General features: G+C 69.7%; 16 protein-coding genes. 5 read left to right on the top strand and 11 right to left on the bottom strand.

The window, feature by feature from the left end; genetic code table 11:
- Positions 1-25 precede the first annotated feature (25 nt).
- The 5 genes from secD to AB0J95_RS22540 form a co-directional block, all read right to left on the bottom strand.
- Entirely contained in the window at positions 26-2,230 is a 2,205-nt protein-coding gene (secD, locus tag AB0J95_RS22560; RefSeq protein ID WP_364760873.1) for a protein translocase subunit SecD, read from the bottom strand.
- 61 nt (positions 2,231-2,291) lie between these two features.
- Positions 2,292-2,627, bottom strand: coding sequence for a hypothetical protein (locus AB0J95_RS22555; RefSeq protein ID WP_364760870.1), 336 nt, complete (start codon positions 2,625-2,627; stop codon positions 2,292-2,294).
- Complete coding sequence (locus tag AB0J95_RS22550; RefSeq protein ID WP_364760867.1) at positions 2,624-3,274, bottom strand: response regulator transcription factor; 651 nt, start codon at positions 3,272-3,274, stop codon at positions 2,624-2,626. The genes AB0J95_RS22555 and AB0J95_RS22550 overlap by 4 nt, the downstream gene beginning before the upstream one ends.
- Positions 3,267-4,295, bottom strand: a complete 1,029-nt coding sequence (locus AB0J95_RS22545) for a HAMP domain-containing sensor histidine kinase (protein ID WP_364760864.1) — start codon at positions 4,293-4,295, stop codon at positions 3,267-3,269. Before AB0J95_RS22545 ends, AB0J95_RS22550 begins: the two co-directional genes overlap by 8 nt.
- Positions 4,296-4,307: 12 nt before the next feature.
- The gene (locus AB0J95_RS22540; protein ID WP_364761123.1) at positions 4,308-4,847 is read right to left on the bottom strand and encodes a TetR/AcrR family transcriptional regulator; all 540 of its coding nucleotides are present in this window, start codon (positions 4,845-4,847) and stop codon (positions 4,308-4,310) included.
- A gap of 124 nt (positions 4,848-4,971) precedes the next feature.
- Here AB0J95_RS22540 and AB0J95_RS22535 point away from each other — a divergent pair, with 124 nt between their 5' ends.
- From AB0J95_RS22535 to AB0J95_RS22525, 3 genes are all read left to right on the top strand, one after another.
- Entirely contained in the window at positions 4,972-5,859 is an 888-nt protein-coding gene (locus tag AB0J95_RS22535) for an alpha/beta fold hydrolase (RefSeq protein WP_364760861.1), read from the top strand.
- 342 nt (positions 5,860-6,201) lie between these two features.
- Positions 6,202-9,060, top strand: coding sequence for a cutinase family protein (locus AB0J95_RS22530; RefSeq protein ID WP_364760858.1), 2,859 nt, complete (start codon positions 6,202-6,204; stop codon positions 9,058-9,060).
- A gap of 60 nt (positions 9,061-9,120) precedes the next feature.
- Complete coding sequence (locus tag AB0J95_RS22525) at positions 9,121-9,447, top strand: hypothetical protein (RefSeq protein ID WP_364760855.1); 327 nt, start codon at positions 9,121-9,123, stop codon at positions 9,445-9,447.
- Here AB0J95_RS22525 and AB0J95_RS22520 read toward each other — a convergent pair.
- Positions 9,411-9,959 (bottom strand): isochorismatase family cysteine hydrolase, encoded by a 549-nt coding sequence (locus tag AB0J95_RS22520; protein ID WP_364760852.1) that lies wholly within the window; start codon positions 9,957-9,959, stop codon positions 9,411-9,413. The genes AB0J95_RS22525 and AB0J95_RS22520 overlap by 37 nt on opposite strands.
- Before the next feature lie 65 nt (positions 9,960-10,024).
- Between AB0J95_RS22520 and AB0J95_RS22515 the strand changes: the two genes are divergently transcribed.
- Together AB0J95_RS22515 and AB0J95_RS22510 are read left to right on the top strand one after the other, a co-directional pair.
- Entirely contained in the window at positions 10,025-10,162 is a 138-nt protein-coding gene (locus AB0J95_RS22515; RefSeq protein ID WP_364760849.1) for a hypothetical protein, read from the top strand.
- Positions 10,163-10,291: 129 nt separating this feature from the next.
- On the top strand, positions 10,292-10,456 hold the full coding sequence (locus tag AB0J95_RS22510) for a hypothetical protein (RefSeq protein ID WP_364760846.1): 165 nt from the start codon (positions 10,292-10,294) through the stop codon (positions 10,454-10,456).
- Positions 10,457-10,525: 69 nt separating this feature from the next.
- Here AB0J95_RS22510 and AB0J95_RS22505 read toward each other — a convergent pair whose 3' ends face one another.
- Genes AB0J95_RS22505 through AB0J95_RS22485 form a run of 5 tightly spaced genes read right to left on the bottom strand, consistent with a single transcriptional unit; the run spans position 10,526 to position 14,992 of the window.
- Complete coding sequence (locus AB0J95_RS22505) at positions 10,526-11,725, bottom strand: cytochrome P450 (RefSeq protein ID WP_364760843.1); 1,200 nt, start codon at positions 11,723-11,725, stop codon at positions 10,526-10,528.
- Positions 11,722-12,912: an FAD-dependent oxidoreductase gene (locus AB0J95_RS22500; RefSeq protein ID WP_364760840.1), complete on the bottom strand. Its 1,191-nt coding sequence runs from the start codon at positions 12,910-12,912 to the stop codon at positions 11,722-11,724. Before AB0J95_RS22500 ends, AB0J95_RS22505 begins: the two co-directional genes overlap by 4 nt.
- A complete protein-coding gene (locus tag AB0J95_RS22495) occupies positions 12,909-13,103 on the bottom strand; it encodes a ferredoxin (RefSeq protein ID WP_364760837.1) in 195 nt (64 codons plus the stop codon). Before AB0J95_RS22495 ends, AB0J95_RS22500 begins: the two co-directional genes overlap by 4 nt.
- Positions 13,100-13,777 (bottom strand): TetR family transcriptional regulator, encoded by a 678-nt coding sequence (locus tag AB0J95_RS22490; protein ID WP_364760834.1) that lies wholly within the window; start codon positions 13,775-13,777, stop codon positions 13,100-13,102. The genes AB0J95_RS22495 and AB0J95_RS22490 overlap by 4 nt, the downstream gene beginning before the upstream one ends.
- A 6-nt stretch (positions 13,778-13,783) precedes the next feature.
- Positions 13,784-14,992, bottom strand: a complete 1,209-nt coding sequence (locus AB0J95_RS22485) for a cytochrome P450 (protein WP_364760831.1) — start codon at positions 14,990-14,992, stop codon at positions 13,784-13,786.
- Positions 14,993-15,033: the final 41 nt, after the last annotated feature.

Here is a 15,033-nt window from a genome sequence, read left to right as displayed (position 1 = left end):
TGGCTGTACGTGTGGCTGCGTTACTTCATGTGACCCTCCGGTGCAGCAGGATCGCGACCGGGCCGGCAGTGGCCACAGTGGACACTGTGCCGACGACCAGCCCGAACAACAGCGCGAGGGCGAAGTCCGCGAGCGATCCGTCGCCGAGCACCAGCAACGCGGTCAGCACGAACAGCACTCCGATGCCGGTGTTCACCGTGCGGGGCAAGGTCTGCAGCACGGCGGACCCGACCGAGCGCGAGAACGGGTCGCCCGGACGTGCCTTGCGCAGTTCGCGGACCCGGTCGAACACCACCACCGAGTCGTTGACGGAGTATCCGATGACGGTGAGCAAGGCGGCGAGGAACACCCCGTCGAAAGTCTTGCCCAGCCAGGTGAACAGGCCCAGCACGAGCAGGACATCCTGCGCCAGCGCGACGACGGTCGCCAGGCCCAGCCGCCAGTCGAACCGGATCGCGAGGTATGCCAGCTGCGCCAGCACCGCCAGCCCGAGCGCGATGACCGCCTTGACCCGCAGCTCGGTGCCCAGGCTCGGCCCGATCTGCTCGTCCCGCAGCTGCGTCGCACCACCCGCGGCACTGGCGACGGCGACCCGGATCTGCTCGGGCTGCTGCTGTTCCAGCGGTTCGGTGCGCACGGTCACCGCCGAGTCCCCGGAGGCCTGCACCACCGCACGCGGGAACCCGGCGTCGGCCACCGCGGCCCGGATCTGGTCGGGGTTCGCGGCGGCCGGCGTGCTGTACTCGAGCACCCGGCCGCCGGTGAACTCCACGCCGAGATTCGGTCCGGCCACAAGCAAACCGGCGAGCGCGACGGCCAACGTGCACCCCGCCACGGTCAGCCACCGCTTGGGGCGACTGAGGAAACCAGGGTTCTGCCGGGCGACCCACCGGCGCACGGCACCTTCGTGGACCAGACCGGACAACGGCGGTTTGCGTGACATCGTGACCATCAGCAGCACCCTGGTCAGCATCAACGTGGTGAACAGGGACGCCAGCACCCCGATCGCGAGCGTGACCCCGAACCCTTGCACCGGACCGGATGCGAGCCAGAACAGCAGTCCACCGGCGATCAGGGTGGTGACGTTGGAGTCCACAATGGCCGGAAGGGCGCCACCGAACCCCCGTTCCAGCGCGCCGGGCAACGAACTTCGCCGTCGGCCCAGGTACTCCTCGCGGGTCCGTTCGAACACCAGCACGGTCGCGTCCACGGCCATGCCGATGGCCAGCACGAGACCCGCGAGACCGGGCAAGGTCAGGGTCGCCCCGATGGCCAGCAGCGCGGCGTACGAGATCAGCGCGTAGGCGAGCAGGGCGAGAACGGCCACCGCCCCGGCCAGCCAGTAGACAACGACCAGGAACACCGCGGTCAAAGCGAGCCCGATGATCGCGGCCCGGGCACTGGTGTCGATGGCCTGCGCGCCGAGCGTGGCGCCGATGGTCCGCTGCTCCAGGATCTCCACCGGCACCGGCAGCGCACCGGCTTTGATCAGCAACGCCAGGTCGGCGGCCTCGGTCTGGGAGAACCGGCCGGTGATCTGGGTGGTGCCGCCGATGATGCCGACTCCACATCGGACAGACGGGTCCACCTGCGGCGAGGAGATGATCTTCTGGTCGAGCACGATGGCCACCCGCCGCTGCGGACTGCCTGCCGGCGAGCACGCGGCCTGCCCGGTGAGCTGCTCCCACGTGCGCTCGGCGTCACCACGGAACCGCACGGCGACGTGCCATCCGGCGCCGGGTTGCGTGTCGGTGCCGTGGCTGGCGTCGTCCACGCCTTCGCCGGTGAACGCCGCCGGTCCGAGCCGCAGGCGCTGACCCGTGTCGTCGGGCAGGACCAGATCGCCTTGCGCGTCCGGTCCGGCGACCGCCTCGACGGGGTGGAAGCTGAGCTGGGCGGTGCGCCCGATGACCTCGACCGCCTTGGCCGGGTCCTGCACGCCGGGAAGCTCGACGATGATCCGGTTGTCGCCGGACCGCACGAGCGTCGGCTCGGCCACGCCGAGCGCGTCCACCCTGCGCCGCAACGATTCCAGCGTGCGGTCGGTGGCCTCGGCGTCGGCCTTCGTGGTCGGTGAGTCCCGGGTCTGCAGCACCACCTGTGTGCCACCACGCAGATCGAGCCCGAGACGCGGGGCGGTGGTCAGTAGCAAGTAGACGGACGCGGCGAGGACGGCCAGGCACACCACGGCCCGGCCACGCAGTCCCCGCCGCGCGTTGGTACGCGGCACGATTTTTCCTCCTGGGAACGGGATTCAGCCGGTATGCGCTCGCATACCGGCTCGGGATCTGTCAGACCCGTCCCGGGGGAGGTGCGCGGCCGCCGCGGGGCGCGCGTTGTTCGTTCGACGGCTGGTGCGGGGTGTCGGCGGCCTGCTCGACCGCCGGTCCCGGCAGCCCGAGCCGGACCGCGTCCGGCACCACGATGAACAGCAACGGTTCGACCGCTCGCCGCGGCAACGGCTGCGGTGCGGTGAGCACCTGGTCGGCCGACCAGACGGTGGTGGTACCGGAAAGCGGGGTGCCGCCAGCACCTGGCGGCACCCCTGGCACGGCGAACGCGGCCAGGACCATGGCCACAAGCAGGAACAGCCGCGGTCCCGGTCGAGATGCCTTCGCCGGAGTCATGGTTCGATGAGCCCCGCCCGGATCGCGTACCGGGTCAGCTCCAGCCGGTCGCGCATGCCGAGCTTCTGCATCATGTTGGCGCGGTGGCGTTCCACCGTCTTCACGCTGATCACCAGCATGCCCGCGATCTCCTTGGACGAGTGGCCCTCGGCGACCAGCTTGAGCACCTCCTCCTCGCGGTCGGTGATCGCCCGGACGGGCAGCTCGCCCTGCCGTGCCCGGTCGAGGTAGTCGCGGACCAGCGCGGTCACCGCGCCCGGGTACAGCAACGGCTCACCCCGGATCGCCGCCCGGCAGGCCTCGACGAGATCCCGGTCGGCGACCGACTTGAGCACGTACCCGGACGCCCCGGCCTTGAGCGCCTCGAAGAAGAACTGCTCGTTGTCGTACATCGTCAGGATCAGGATCCGCAGGTCGGGGGAGCGCCGGGACAGTTCGCGCGCGGCCTGCAACCCGGTCATCCGCGGCATCGCGATGTCCAGGACGACCAGGTCGGGCTCCAGTTCCCGGGCCAGCGCCACCGCTTCGGCGCCGTCTCCGGCCTCGCCGACCACGCTCAGGCCGGGTTCGGCGTCAAGGATCAGCCGGACACCGCGCCGGACCAGCGCGTGATCGTCGGCCAGCAGGATCCGGATCGGCTCAGGCATCGGTCCCCCTCGGCACGTCGAGGCAGACTTCCGTACCGCCGCGTGGTCCCGGCCCGATGGTGATCTTGGCTCCGATCAGCAGAGCGCGTTCCCGCATGCCCTGAATCCCAGCGCCTTCAACCGCGGTGCCCAGCCCGCGTCCGTCGTCGGCGATCCGCAACCGGACGCCCGTCGCGGTGCGGGTGAGCACGAGGTCGACGTGCCCGGCGTGGGCGTGCCGGGCGGTGTTGGTCAGGCTCTCCTGGGCGACCCGGTAGACCACCAGCTCGGCCGCCTGCCCCAGCGGCGGGAGGTCGCGGGCGAACTCGCGGCGCACCACCACGCCGGTCGGGCCGAAGATCTCCACCGTCAACGCCTTGAGCGCGCTCACCAGGCCCAGCTCCTCCAGGACCCCGGGCCGCAGCCGCCGGGCGATCCGGCGGATCTCGTCCAGGCTGCCCCGGGTCGTCTCCTGCACCTGCAGGATCTCGTCGCGGACCGGGCCGGGCGCGTGATCGGCGACCCGCTTGAGTTCCAGCAGCACAGCGGTGAGGGTCTGACCGACCTCGTCGTGCAGCTCCTGCGCGATCCGGTGCCGCTCGGCCTCCTGCGCCGACAACGCCCGCGCGCTGCTCTGTCCCCGTTCGGCCGCCAGCCGGTCGAGCATGCTGTTGAACGTCTCGATGAGTTCAGCGATCCCGCCATGTCCGGTGACCGTCGGCCGCGGGCCTGGCCGCAGCAGATCGGTCGTGGTCATCGCGCGGGTCAGCCGCCGCAATGGCGCGAGTCCCGCCCGCAGCAGCACCGCGTTCACCACGAACATCGCGACCACACCGCCGGTGATGATCACCGCCTCGGTCACCGTGACCTGCGTGGACACCGTCACGGGCGCCAGCATCACCACCCCGGCGGCCACGATCACCACCACGGCGTTCAGCAGGAAGATCCGCCAGAACAGCGACACGCCCGCACCGACCTCCTCGACAAGTCCGACACCACCAGGCTGCCCGCCCGGCCCCGTCCTGTCGATCGGGTCTGACACCCATTCCGGCGGTCAGTCGCGGGTCTGGCGGCAGCCGGTGAGCAGGCGGGCGACCATGTCCTTCGCGTCGGCGCGGTCGTAGCCGGCGCCGAGGATGCACAGGTTGCCGACGGCGCGCATGAGCCGGTACGCGGTGACCTCCGGGTCGATCTCGCCGGCGGCCACGCCCGCGTCGATCAGTGTGGCGCAGGCCGGGATGAGCTTCTCGAGCATGAGCCGGTGCAGGCTCAGCAGGCTGGGGTCCTCGGACTGCAGGGCGACCCCGAGGCCGTGTTTGGTCACGAGGAACTCGACGAACGTCGCCACCCACCGGGTCAGCGCCTCGGTGGGGGCGATCGGCTCGCGCAGGAGCTGCGGGGCCAGCGCGGCGCACTCGTCGAGCTGGTGCCGGTAGACGGCGGTGACCAGCTCGGCCCGGGTGGGGAAGTGCCGGTAGACGGTGCCGACGCCGACCCCGGCGCGCCCGGCGATGTCCCGGATGGGTGCCTGCACGCCCTGCTCGACGAACACCGCCGCCGCGGCGGCCAGCAGCGCCTCGCGGTTGCGTTCCATCCCGGCTTGGCGTGCGCCGGCCGACTCCGCCACGACAGCCTCCCTTGTTCGCGGAACCATGTTCCGCTAACTTTGACGGAACATGGTTCCGCCAAATTTACCCGACTCAGCGAAAGCAGCACCCATGACTGCCCATCAGCTCGAACGGCAGATCGTCGCCGTCAAGCCCATCACCGTCCCCACCACCGGCCGCTCGATCGACCTGCAGGTGAAGCTCACCGCGCCGGTGCGGGGCGAGCGCCTGCCGGTGATCGTGTTCTCGCACGGCAACGCCTGGTCGATGGACGGCTACGAACCCCTCGCCGACCGGTGGGCCGCCGCCGGGTTCGTCGTCGTGCAGCCGACCCACCTCGACTCCCGCCGCAACGGCATCGGGTTCGACGACCCGCGGTTCGGCGCCATCTGGCGGGCCCGGATCGCCGATCTGCACGCGATCCTGGACAACCTCGACGAGGTTGTGCGGCAGGCCGGTGGGCTGGACACGCGGATCGACCGCGAGCGGATCGCGGCGGTCGGCCACTCCTGGGGCGCCCAGACCGCCGGTGCGCTGCTCGGCGCCCGCGTGTTCGGCGCCGACGGCGATTTCACCCAGCACGCGGTCAGGGCGGGGGCGCTCATCGCGGCGGCCGGCACCGGCGACTCGCTCACCCCGTTCGCCGTCGAGCACCTGCCCTTCATGAGGCCGGACTACTCCACCATGTCCGCACCGGCGCTCGTCATCGCCGGGGACAAGGACCAGTCGGCGATGTCCACGCGCGGACCGGACTGGTTCACCGACGCCTACCACCTCAGCCCGGCCCCGAAGACCCTGCTCACCATCACCGACGGCGAACACACCCTCGGCGGCGTCGCGGGGGAGAAGGTCGCCGAGACCACCGACGAGAACGCCGACCGCGTGGTTCTCGTCGCGGACGCGGTGTCCGCCTACCTCCTGGACGTCTTCGGCCTCGACGACACCCCCTGGAAAGCCCTGCGGAGCAACGACGGCGGCTACACCATCGAGAGCAAGTAGTCACAGAGTTCGAACAGCAGGCGGGCCGCGTTCACCGGCGTCACGATAATTCGTTCTTCCCGCGAATTGGCGACTATTAAGTCAGGTGCGGGCCGCTACCGCCGAAAGGCTCAACCATACCGCGGCGACCGTGAACCGTTCGCGCACCATATCAATTCGGCTGTCTCTTGCCCCACCGCGGCTGACAGGGGCTTCCGTGGCCGACTACAGTGCGAAATCCGGGTGATGTCATAGGGGGATCGTGTGCGGGGCCGTGCGGTTTTCTGCGTGCTTTTTTCGATTGTTTCGTTGGTCGCGGCGCCGCCTGCCGGTACGGCGCGGGCCGACGTGCAATGTCCGGATGTGCTGGTTCTCGGTTCGCGCGGCTCCGGCGAGAGCATCGGCGCCAACAAGGGGATCGGGCCTGCGGTCGAACAGTTCTACGACGCGTTTCAACAGCGCGTTGAAGCCGCGGGGCGGACAGTGAAACTGTGGGCCAATGGCGAGGCGGCCACGCAGGAGGAAACGAACGCCCGGTACCCGGCCGCCCCGGTGGCTGGTGGCTGGGAGGGCGTGGCCGACCTGATCGGCGCCGGGCTCAACGTGCCCAAGGGCATGTTCGGCCGGTACGACCGGTCGGTGGCCAAGGGGCAGGCCACTCTCAAGGTCAAGATCGAAAGCACGCTGGCTGTCTGTGCGTCGACCCAGCTGATTCTGGCGGGCTACAGCCAAGGCGCGGAGGTCACCGGGACCGTCTACCGGGCGTTGACCACCGCACAGCGGGATCGCGTGCTCGGCGTGGCACTGTTCGGCGACCCGGACCTCACCGGCAAGGCGCGCACCAGCCTGGGCACCCTTGACCGCAACAGGAACGGCATCTTGGCCGACGCGTCGCCGGGAGAGTTCCCGGCGCCCCTCGACAAGGTCAGGTCCTACTGCCATGCCTTGGACATGGTTTGTCAGGGTGCTCTCCGGTGGTCGGCGGTGAACCCGCTGCGGAAGAGCTTCGACAAAGCCCAGCACACCAACTACCACGTGGTGGGGGACAAGCCCGGCGAGGACACCTACCCTGTGAACGCCGCCAGGTTCTTCGCGAACCGGGTTCGGCCGGCACCCGCGTCCGCCGGGCCGGAAGCGACGATCACGCCTGTCGAGGGCGCGGTCCCGGGTGAGCCGTTCGTGGTCTCGGCGGGGGAGTCCGCCGATCCCGAGGGCCGTCCGCTGACGTATGCGTGGGATTTGGACGGATCCGGCGCGTACGCCACCGTGACCGGCGGAGGCATCCTCGAGACGTCGTTCCCCAGTCCGGGGGAGCGCACAATTCGGTTGAAGGTCACCAACGACGCGGGGCAGTCCGCGACCGGCACGACGTCTGTCCACGTTGGACCTCCGGGCGCGTATGCCGGCGTCCCTGGAGCGCCGACCGCTGTCGCATGGGCGGCTGCAGCCGACCACGAGTCCGGAACCCTTAGCTGGCAGCCTCCTGCGGCGGGTCCCTCGCCTGCCGAGGGATATGAAGCCGTCACCGCGGACGGTCGGCAGGTCGCCATCCTCGACCATGGTGGACCGTCCGAGATCACCTTCCACGACTGGGAACTTCCCATGACGGTTGTCGTCAGGGCGATCAACCGCAGGGGCGCGAGCGCCGGTTCCGCGCCGGTGACGATGTCGCTCGCGCAGGAAGGAATGATCGTCGGCGATTCCATCACCCAAGGCAGCGCGGGCGACTTCACCTGGCGATACCGCCTCGACAAGCACGAGTCCGCCACCGGCGGCCAGCTGGCTCTGGTCGGCCCGCGCGACGACCTGTTCGACAACGTGGCGAACACCTTGAACGACAACCACACCTACGCGGACCCTGGCTTCGGTCAACGCCACGACGCGCTCTGGGGCAAGTCACTCGCCGGAGCCGCGACCCACATCCGGGACGAGGTGGCCGCCGACACGCCGGACTACCTGCTTGTCCTGCTCGGCAGCAACGACATCGCCTTCGGCATCAGCGACCCGGCCGGCACCGAAGCGAGCCTGCGGGCCTTCATCGCCAACGCCCGGGCGGCGGACCCCCACGAGCGATTCGTTTTCGGCACTCTGCCGCCCAACCAACGGATGCAGAGCGACGCTCCCTACGCCGCGATGGTCGCCGACTACAACGCCAGGCTGAGCAGAACCGTCGATGAACTGTCCACATGGGACTCGCAGATCTCCCTTGCCGACGTGGGCATCGACATCGTGCCGTCCACCGATCTGTGGGACGGCTCGCACCCGGACGCACGGGGCGAAGTGAAGATCGCCGCCGCCTTCGCCGACTCCCTCGCGGGCAACTTCTCCGTCGGCGCGCCCTACCCGCGGCCCTATCCCAGCGTTCCGCTCGGCCCCCAGACCGCACCCCGGCTGACGGCGGCACCTGGCGACGGGCAAGCCGTGCTGTCCTGGAACCTTTCGCCGGGCGCGACCGGCTACTACGTCTACCAAAAGAACGTCACCGCCGGGGAAACGGCGTTCACCCGGCTGCCGTTCCCGGTCTCCGGTCCAACATGGACGGCCGGGCTGCTGTTCAACGGCTCCACCTACCAGTACCAGTTGAGAGCGGTCAAAGGCTCGGCGGAAGGTGTGTTCTCGAGCATCGCGACGGTGACCCCGGCCGGGCCCGTTCCCGACAGTGTGACGGACTTGTCGGCCAGATCTGGCAATGGGCAAGCCGCGTTGTCGTGGACGCAAGTGCCGAACGCGACTGGCTATTGCGTCTATCGCAAGAACGTCACCGCCGGGGAGACTTCGTTCACCCAGCTGCCGTTTCCGGTGCCGGGTCCCACTTGGGTCGCCGAACTGCTCACACCTGGTGCCACGTACCAGTTCCAGCTGCAGTCCGTCAACGGCGCGACCCGCGGTGGCATGTCCAACGCCGTGGCCGTGACCGTCGGCGGATCATTCCCCGGGCCGGTCACGAACCTGGCAGCCAGTCCTGGCAACGGGCAGGCGGCGTTGTCGTGGACGCAGGTGCCGAACGCGACCGGCTACTACGTCTACCGCAAGAACGTCACCGCGGGTGAAACCTCGTTCACCCAGCTGCCGGTTCCGGTGCTCGGACCTGCCTGGGTCGCTGGGCTGCTGACCCCTGGCGCCACCTATCAGTTCCAGTTGGAGTCGGTCAACGGCTACCTCCGCGGCGGGCTGTCCAACGTCGCGACGGTGACGATCCCCGGACAACACCGGCCGGAGTGACCGCCTGGGCGTATCGCTCGGGTGGGTGATCTACACCGAATCGTATCGAACATGTGTTCTATGCCGGCTTATGCTGCCGGTATGGACGCGCCCGGCTCGACGTGGAAACCCGACGGTGACCTGATCTACCGCACCGACCGGTACGGAGGCCGGGTCGGCATCCTCCCGGCAACTTGCCGCAACGGTGAGCACTCCTTGCACACCGTGGGTTACCGGGCCCACGACTCCGAGGGGTGCCTGCGGATCGTGTGCCAGGCGTGCATCAGCCACGTACCGCCACGCCTCAACAACTACTGGGCGCTGCGGCTCACCGAACCCACACCGCCGCGGGCGGAGCTCGACGACTCCCCCTACGAGGAACTGCGGCGCACGCTCCGCTCGAAGTGAGCCACCCACCCGGCGACGGTGGTCACCTCGGCCTGGTGCGGGAAGACCTTCTCGGTCAGCACCCGGTGCACCTCGGGATCGGCGTCGAGACAACCGTCGGCCAGCACGGTCAGACGGAAGTCGAGGTCGGCGGCCTGACGAACGGTGGACAGCACCACACCACTCGTGGCGACACCGGTCAGCACCAGGTGCTCGATGTCGCCTGAGCGCAGCACCATCTCCAGATCACTCCCGGCGAACGCGCTCACCCGCCGCTTGGTGACGACGATGTCCCCAGGCTGCGCGGCGACATCCGGGTGGATCAGCATGGCGTCGCCGGGAGCCTGCCCAGCCCGGGTGAGCCCGCCGAACATCTTGTTGCGGGGACTCACTTCCGGGTAGTTCGGGCGGAACCCGACGACGACGTGGATGACCGGCACCTCGGCGGACCGGGCTGCCTCGATGGCCTGCCGGAGCCGGGGCAGATATGCCGGATCCGGGTACCGGGCCAGCACCGCGTTCTGAACATCCATCACCAGCAGGCTTCTCTGGGCATTTTCACTCGACTCCGTGCGTCTCGACGGGGATGATCCGGCAGGTGGGGGATGTGTTCGTGTGTGCCGCTTGCGATGCCGAGCTGACCGCGCCGCTGGTCCGGGTCGAGCTTCCCGCCAGCGCCCACCAGGAGGTGGGAAACGGGTTGCTGCTCCCGGTGTTGATGCAAGCCGGGACGTAAGCGGTCGACCCGGAGCCCTCCGGGGCGCCCTGGCGGCTGCGGAACGACATCACGCGGCGGAGGCGGAAGCCCGCGGCGGTACGGCGGGTTCCGGTCGGCGCCGACCCGACAACCGACTGGGCAACCGTTGTGCGGGAACGGGAAAGCCTCCCGCCGTTCGAGATGCGCGGGTACTGGAGCGCGGAAGGGCAGGCGGAGATGGCCGTGACGCTGGCCCACCTGCTCGCCGCCTCGTCGGGCAAACCCATTGCCCTGTCGGACATCGTGCCGTTGGCTGCCGACATGTGGTCGTAGAACCGTGGCTGCGCAGCATCTACGACTACGCGAGCGACAGACCACGCCCGTACCCCTTCTAGGCAGGACTCACCAGGTCACTGGCAGCTCGTAGACGCCGTAGACGGAACCGTCGTGCTTGAACGGGATCTGGTCGACCGACGTGGCCAGCCGCAGCGTCGGAATCCGTTGGTAGAGCGTGCTGTAGACGACCTGCAGCTCCATCCGCGCCAGCGGCTGGCCGAGGCACTGGTGCACGCCGAAGCCGAAAGCGATGTGCTGCCGCGGATTGCGGCTCAGGTCCAGGCGATCCGGGTCGGCGAACACCGACGGGTCGCGGTTGCCGATGTCGTTGGCCAGGATGATCCCTTCGCCCGCGTGGATGGTCTCACCGGCGATCTCGATGTCCGCCAGCGCGACACGGCGGCGGCCGTTGTGGGTGATGTTCAGGTACCGCAACAGTTCCTCGACCGCGGAGGCCACCAGCACGGGATCGCCGGAGGATGAGCGCAGCAGGTCCAGCTGAGCCGGGTTCTCCAGCAACGCGAGCGTGCCCAACGCGATCATGTTCGCGGTGGTCTCGTGCCCGGCGATGAGCATGAGCACGCCCATCTGCGCCGCGTCGCGCCGGGTCAGCTCACCACGGCCGATCCGTTCCACCAGCCCGGACAGCAGATCCTCGCCGGGGTTCTCGATCTTCTTGCCGATCAGGTCGTCGAGGTAGCCGAACAGCCGCCCGCTCGCGGCCAGCCGTTCATCGCCGGACGCGTTCCGGTTGATCAACGTCTTGCTGTTGTCCTGGAAGAACTCGTGGTCGTCGTAGGGCACGCCGAGCAGCGCGCAGATCACCAACGAGGGCACCGGCAACGCGAACGCCCGCACAAGGTCCACCGGCTTGGGACCGGCGAGCATGGTGTCGATCAGGTCGTCGACGATCTTCTGCACGCCCGGGCGCATCGCCTCGACGCGTTTGATCATGAACGGCGCGGTCACCATCCGGCGCAGCCGGGCGTGCTCGGGGTCGTCCATCAGGATGAAGCTGATCGGCGCCTCGCTGCGCCGCACGGTGGCCATCGGCATCGGGTAGCCGGGCCGCCGCACGTCCGAGCTCACCCGGGCGTCCGCCAGCAGCGCCTTCTGGTCCGCGTGCCGGGTCACCAGCCACGGTGTGCTGCCGTCGGACAGCCGGACCCGGACCAGCGGCGCCCGCTCCTGCAGCGACTGGATGGCCGGTGGCGGGTCGAACGGGCACTTCTCCGCCCGCACACCGGGAAACGCCTCAATGGTCATGATTTTCCTCCCACTGGTGCCGCGCGCCCGGCGATCTCCGGCCGGCGCAAGCGAGCCTGTTTGGGCATGTTCCAGCCGAAGACACCGGTCACCTCGCCGCCCTGGCGGTAGGCGGCGACGAACCGGCGGCCGGCCGGGTCACCGTCCACAATGGTCACCTCGGCGTCCGCGGCCAATATGCCGTGTACGTGGATCCTGGCGTCGAACTGGTCGGTCCAGAAGTAGGGCACCGGCGTGTACGGGCGGTCCGCGCCGAGGATGTTGTCCGCGACCGCCACGCCTTGCTCGGTGGCGTTGGTCCGGTTCTCCAGGCGCAGCAACACGTCCAGCGTCTCGTGATGCCAGCGGGCCACATCCCCGGCCGCGTGGATCCCCTCCGCGGCCCGGCACCGCGAGTCACACACGATCCCGTTGTCGCACAACAACCCGCTGCCGGACAACCAGTCCGTCGCGGGCGCGGCGCCGAACGCCACCACGACAACGTCCGCGGGCAGCACCTCGCCGGTCGCCAGGCACACGCCGGTCACCCGTCCGTCCTCACTGGACAGTCCGGTGACACCGGCGCCGAGCCGCAATGTGACTCCGTTGGCCGCGTGCAGATCGGCGAGCAGACGGGCTGGCAGCGGGCCGAACTGGTACAGCAGCGGCGCTTCCTGAGGCCCGGCCATCGTGACATCGAGCCCCATGGCCCGCGCGGTGGCGGCGATCTCCGCGCCGAGCACCCCGTCGCCGACGACCACAACACGCGAGGCGGACAGCAGATCCTGGCGCAGCGCCACGGCGTCATCCAGCGTGCGCAGCACATGCACACCGGCCAGGCCGTCCTGGCCGGGCAATGTGCGCGGCCGCAACCCGGTCGCCAGCACGATGGCCTCGGCGGTGAGGACCCGCCCGGCGGCGGTCACGACCGTACGGGTGGCCGCGTCCAGGCCGACGGCCGGATCACCGAGCACGAACTCGGCGTCCAATGTGGACAACACATCCGGCTGGCGCAGCTGGGTCCGGGCAGGCGCCCACGCGCCGGACAAGACCTGTTTGGACAGTGGCGGCCGGTCGTAGGGCAGCTGCGGCTCCGCGCCCAGCATGGTCAACGGGCCTGCGTAACCCTTGCGGCGCAAAGCCTCCGCGGCGGCCAAACCGGCCGCGGAAGCCCCGACGACGAGCACACCGTCCGGTGCCGGGCTCACTCGCTCACCGAGATGGCGACCCCGGGGCACACGCTGGCCGCCTCGCGGACGGTGTCGTGCAGCTCCTCGGCCGGAGCCGGGTCGAGCAGGACGACGATCCCGTCCTCGTCCCGCTGGTCGAACACGTCGGGCGCGAGCAGGACGCACGTCCCCGCGCCACAGCATTTGTCCTGGTCGACTGTGATCCTCATGGTTCCCCTTTCCTGCTGTTCGCGGAGATCGGCGCGAGCCACATGCCGACGAGCGCGTCGACGATCCCGGTCGCCGCGTCGTCCCAGCTCCGCCGGGGTGTCGGTGTGCCGTCGGCCAGCGCACGCTCGCGTTCGGCGACCATGTGCACCAGCAGCTGGCGGGCCATGTCGGACCGCTCGGCGCGCACGTCGTCGGGCAGGCCGGGCAGGCAGCGGCGGATCCCGTCCACGATCCGCACCAGCGACGGCGACGACAGCGACTCGTCGATCATGATCGGGCGCAGCACCGGGTCGGTCATCACCTGCGCGCCGAACCGGGCGAACCAGGTCGGGCTGCCCACCGCCGCCAGGTGCTGCGCGACCGGCCGGATCAGGCAGGTGATCCAGTCCCGCACGTCGGTGCTCTTGGCGATCGCGGCCACCATCCGCTGGCGGATCTCCTCGATCGGCGCCGAGTGCCTGCGCACGATCGCACGCACCAGGTCGGCCTTGGTGCCGAAGTGATAGCCCACCGCGGTGTTGTTGCCCTGCCCGGCGGCCTCGCTGATCTGCCGGTTGGACACGGCGAACACGCCGTGCTCGGCGAACAGCCGCTCCGCCGTCGTCAGGATCAGCTCACGGGTCGCATGCGCCCGCTCGGCCTTGCCGGCGTCATGGCCGACGGTCTTGCTCATCATGTCTCACCACCGCACTGGAAGTTCCTTGAGCCCACCGACGGCGAGCCCTTCCACTCGCCGTAGATCATCGACGATGACCGCCAGTTCGAGCGACGGCAGCTTGCGCAGCAGCACCTCGAGCACGACCTGAAGCTCGGTGCGGGCCAGCGGCTGACCGAGGCAGGCGTGCGCACCGGCGCCGAACGCCACGTGCGGGTTCGGGCTGCGCCGCAGGTTCATCTCGTCGGCGCCCTCGAACGCGCGCTCGTCGCGGTTGGCCGCGGCCATGCTGCACATCACGCTGGTGCCGTCGGGCAGCAGCGTGCCGGCGATCTCGACGTCCTCGGTGAAGTACCGCAGCATGCCCAGCCCGGAGTTGGCGTCCATCCGCAGCGACTCCTCGACCGCGGTGCGCACCAGCGAGGGGTCGGCGACCAGCTCCTCCCAGCGTCCGCGGTCGGCCAGCAGCATCGCGACCATCTTGCCGATCATGTTCGCGGTGGTCTCGTGCCCGGCGACCAGCAGGCCGATCCCGGTGGAGATCAGCACCAGGTCGGTCAGCGGCTCGCCGTGCCGGTCGGTCTCGGTGATGAGCGCGCTGAGCAGGTCGTCGCCCGGCTCGGCCCGTTTGGCGTTGATGTGACCGGCCATGTAGAGGCCGAACTCCTGTTGCGCGGCCTCGAACTCCGCCTGGGTGTAGCGGGTCATCGACAGCAACATGTCCGACCAGTGCGCGAACCGCTCGCGGTCGGCGTCCGGAACCCCGAGCATGTCGCAGATCACCCACACCGGCAGCGGGAAACCCAGGCAGGCCTTGAGATCCGCGGGGGAGCCCTTGGCGACCATGTCGTCGATGAGCTGCTCGGCCATGGCCGCGATGGCCGGCCGCAGCGCGTTCATCCGCTTGGCGGTGAACCACTTGCCGATCGTGCGCCGCCAGTGCAGGTGGTCCTCGCCGTGCTGGGGGAGGATGTTCGACATCTCGCTGTTGAACAGGCCGCCGGACTCCATGTTCGCGACCCGCGCGCCCCGGCCCGCGCTCGGCCGGGTGAACCTCGGGTCGGACAGCACCGCCTTCACGTCGTCGTAGCGGGTCACGAGCATCGCCTCGTCGCCGCTGGCCAGGGTGACCCGCGCGACCGGGCACTGTTCGCGCAGGCGAGCCCACTCGGCGGGCGGTTCCAACGCGGCCTCGCTGGTGAAGGGGTATCGCAGGGGCTCGTCCTGGGTCACGGGTGGTTCTCCTTCGTGGCCGGGGGTGTTCGGTACCTCAC

The sequence above is a fragment of the Actinocrispum sp. NPDC049592 genome, from assembly GCF_040675465.1.
GTDB lineage: Bacteria > Actinomycetota > Actinomycetes > Mycobacteriales > Pseudonocardiaceae > Kibdelosporangium.
The sequence above is the reverse complement of the archived record's forward strand: the minus strand, read 5'-3'. Positions and strand labels throughout refer to the sequence as shown.

Excerpts from the sequence above, each read along its gene's own strand:
- AB0J95_RS22555 (WP_364760870.1), bottom strand. The coding sequence starts at position 2,627 with ATGACTCCGGCGAAGGCATCTCGACCGGGACCGCGGCTGTTCCTGCTT.
- AB0J95_RS22550 (WP_364760867.1), bottom strand. The coding sequence starts at position 3,274 with ATGCCTGAGCCGATCCGGATCCTGCTGGCCGACGATCACGCGCTGGTC.
- AB0J95_RS22540 (WP_364761123.1), bottom strand. The coding sequence starts at position 4,847 with ATGGAACGCAACCGCGAGGCGCTGCTGGCCGCCGCGGCGGCGGTGTTC.
- AB0J95_RS22535 (WP_364760861.1), top strand. The coding sequence starts at position 4,972 with ATGACTGCCCATCAGCTCGAACGGCAGATCGTCGCCGTCAAGCCCATC.
- AB0J95_RS22525 (WP_364760855.1), top strand. The coding sequence starts at position 9,121 with ATGCCGGCTTATGCTGCCGGTATGGACGCGCCCGGCTCGACGTGGAAA.
- AB0J95_RS22520 (WP_364760852.1), bottom strand. The coding sequence starts at position 9,959 with ATGGATGTTCAGAACGCGGTGCTGGCCCGGTACCCGGATCCGGCATAT.
- AB0J95_RS22505 (WP_364760843.1), bottom strand. The coding sequence starts at position 11,725 with ATGACCATTGAGGCGTTTCCCGGTGTGCGGGCGGAGAAGTGCCCGTTC.
- AB0J95_RS22495 (WP_364760837.1), bottom strand. The coding sequence starts at position 13,103 with ATGAGGATCACAGTCGACCAGGACAAATGCTGTGGCGCGGGGACGTGC.
- AB0J95_RS22490 (WP_364760834.1), bottom strand. The coding sequence starts at position 13,777 with ATGAGCAAGACCGTCGGCCATGACGCCGGCAAGGCCGAGCGGGCGCAT.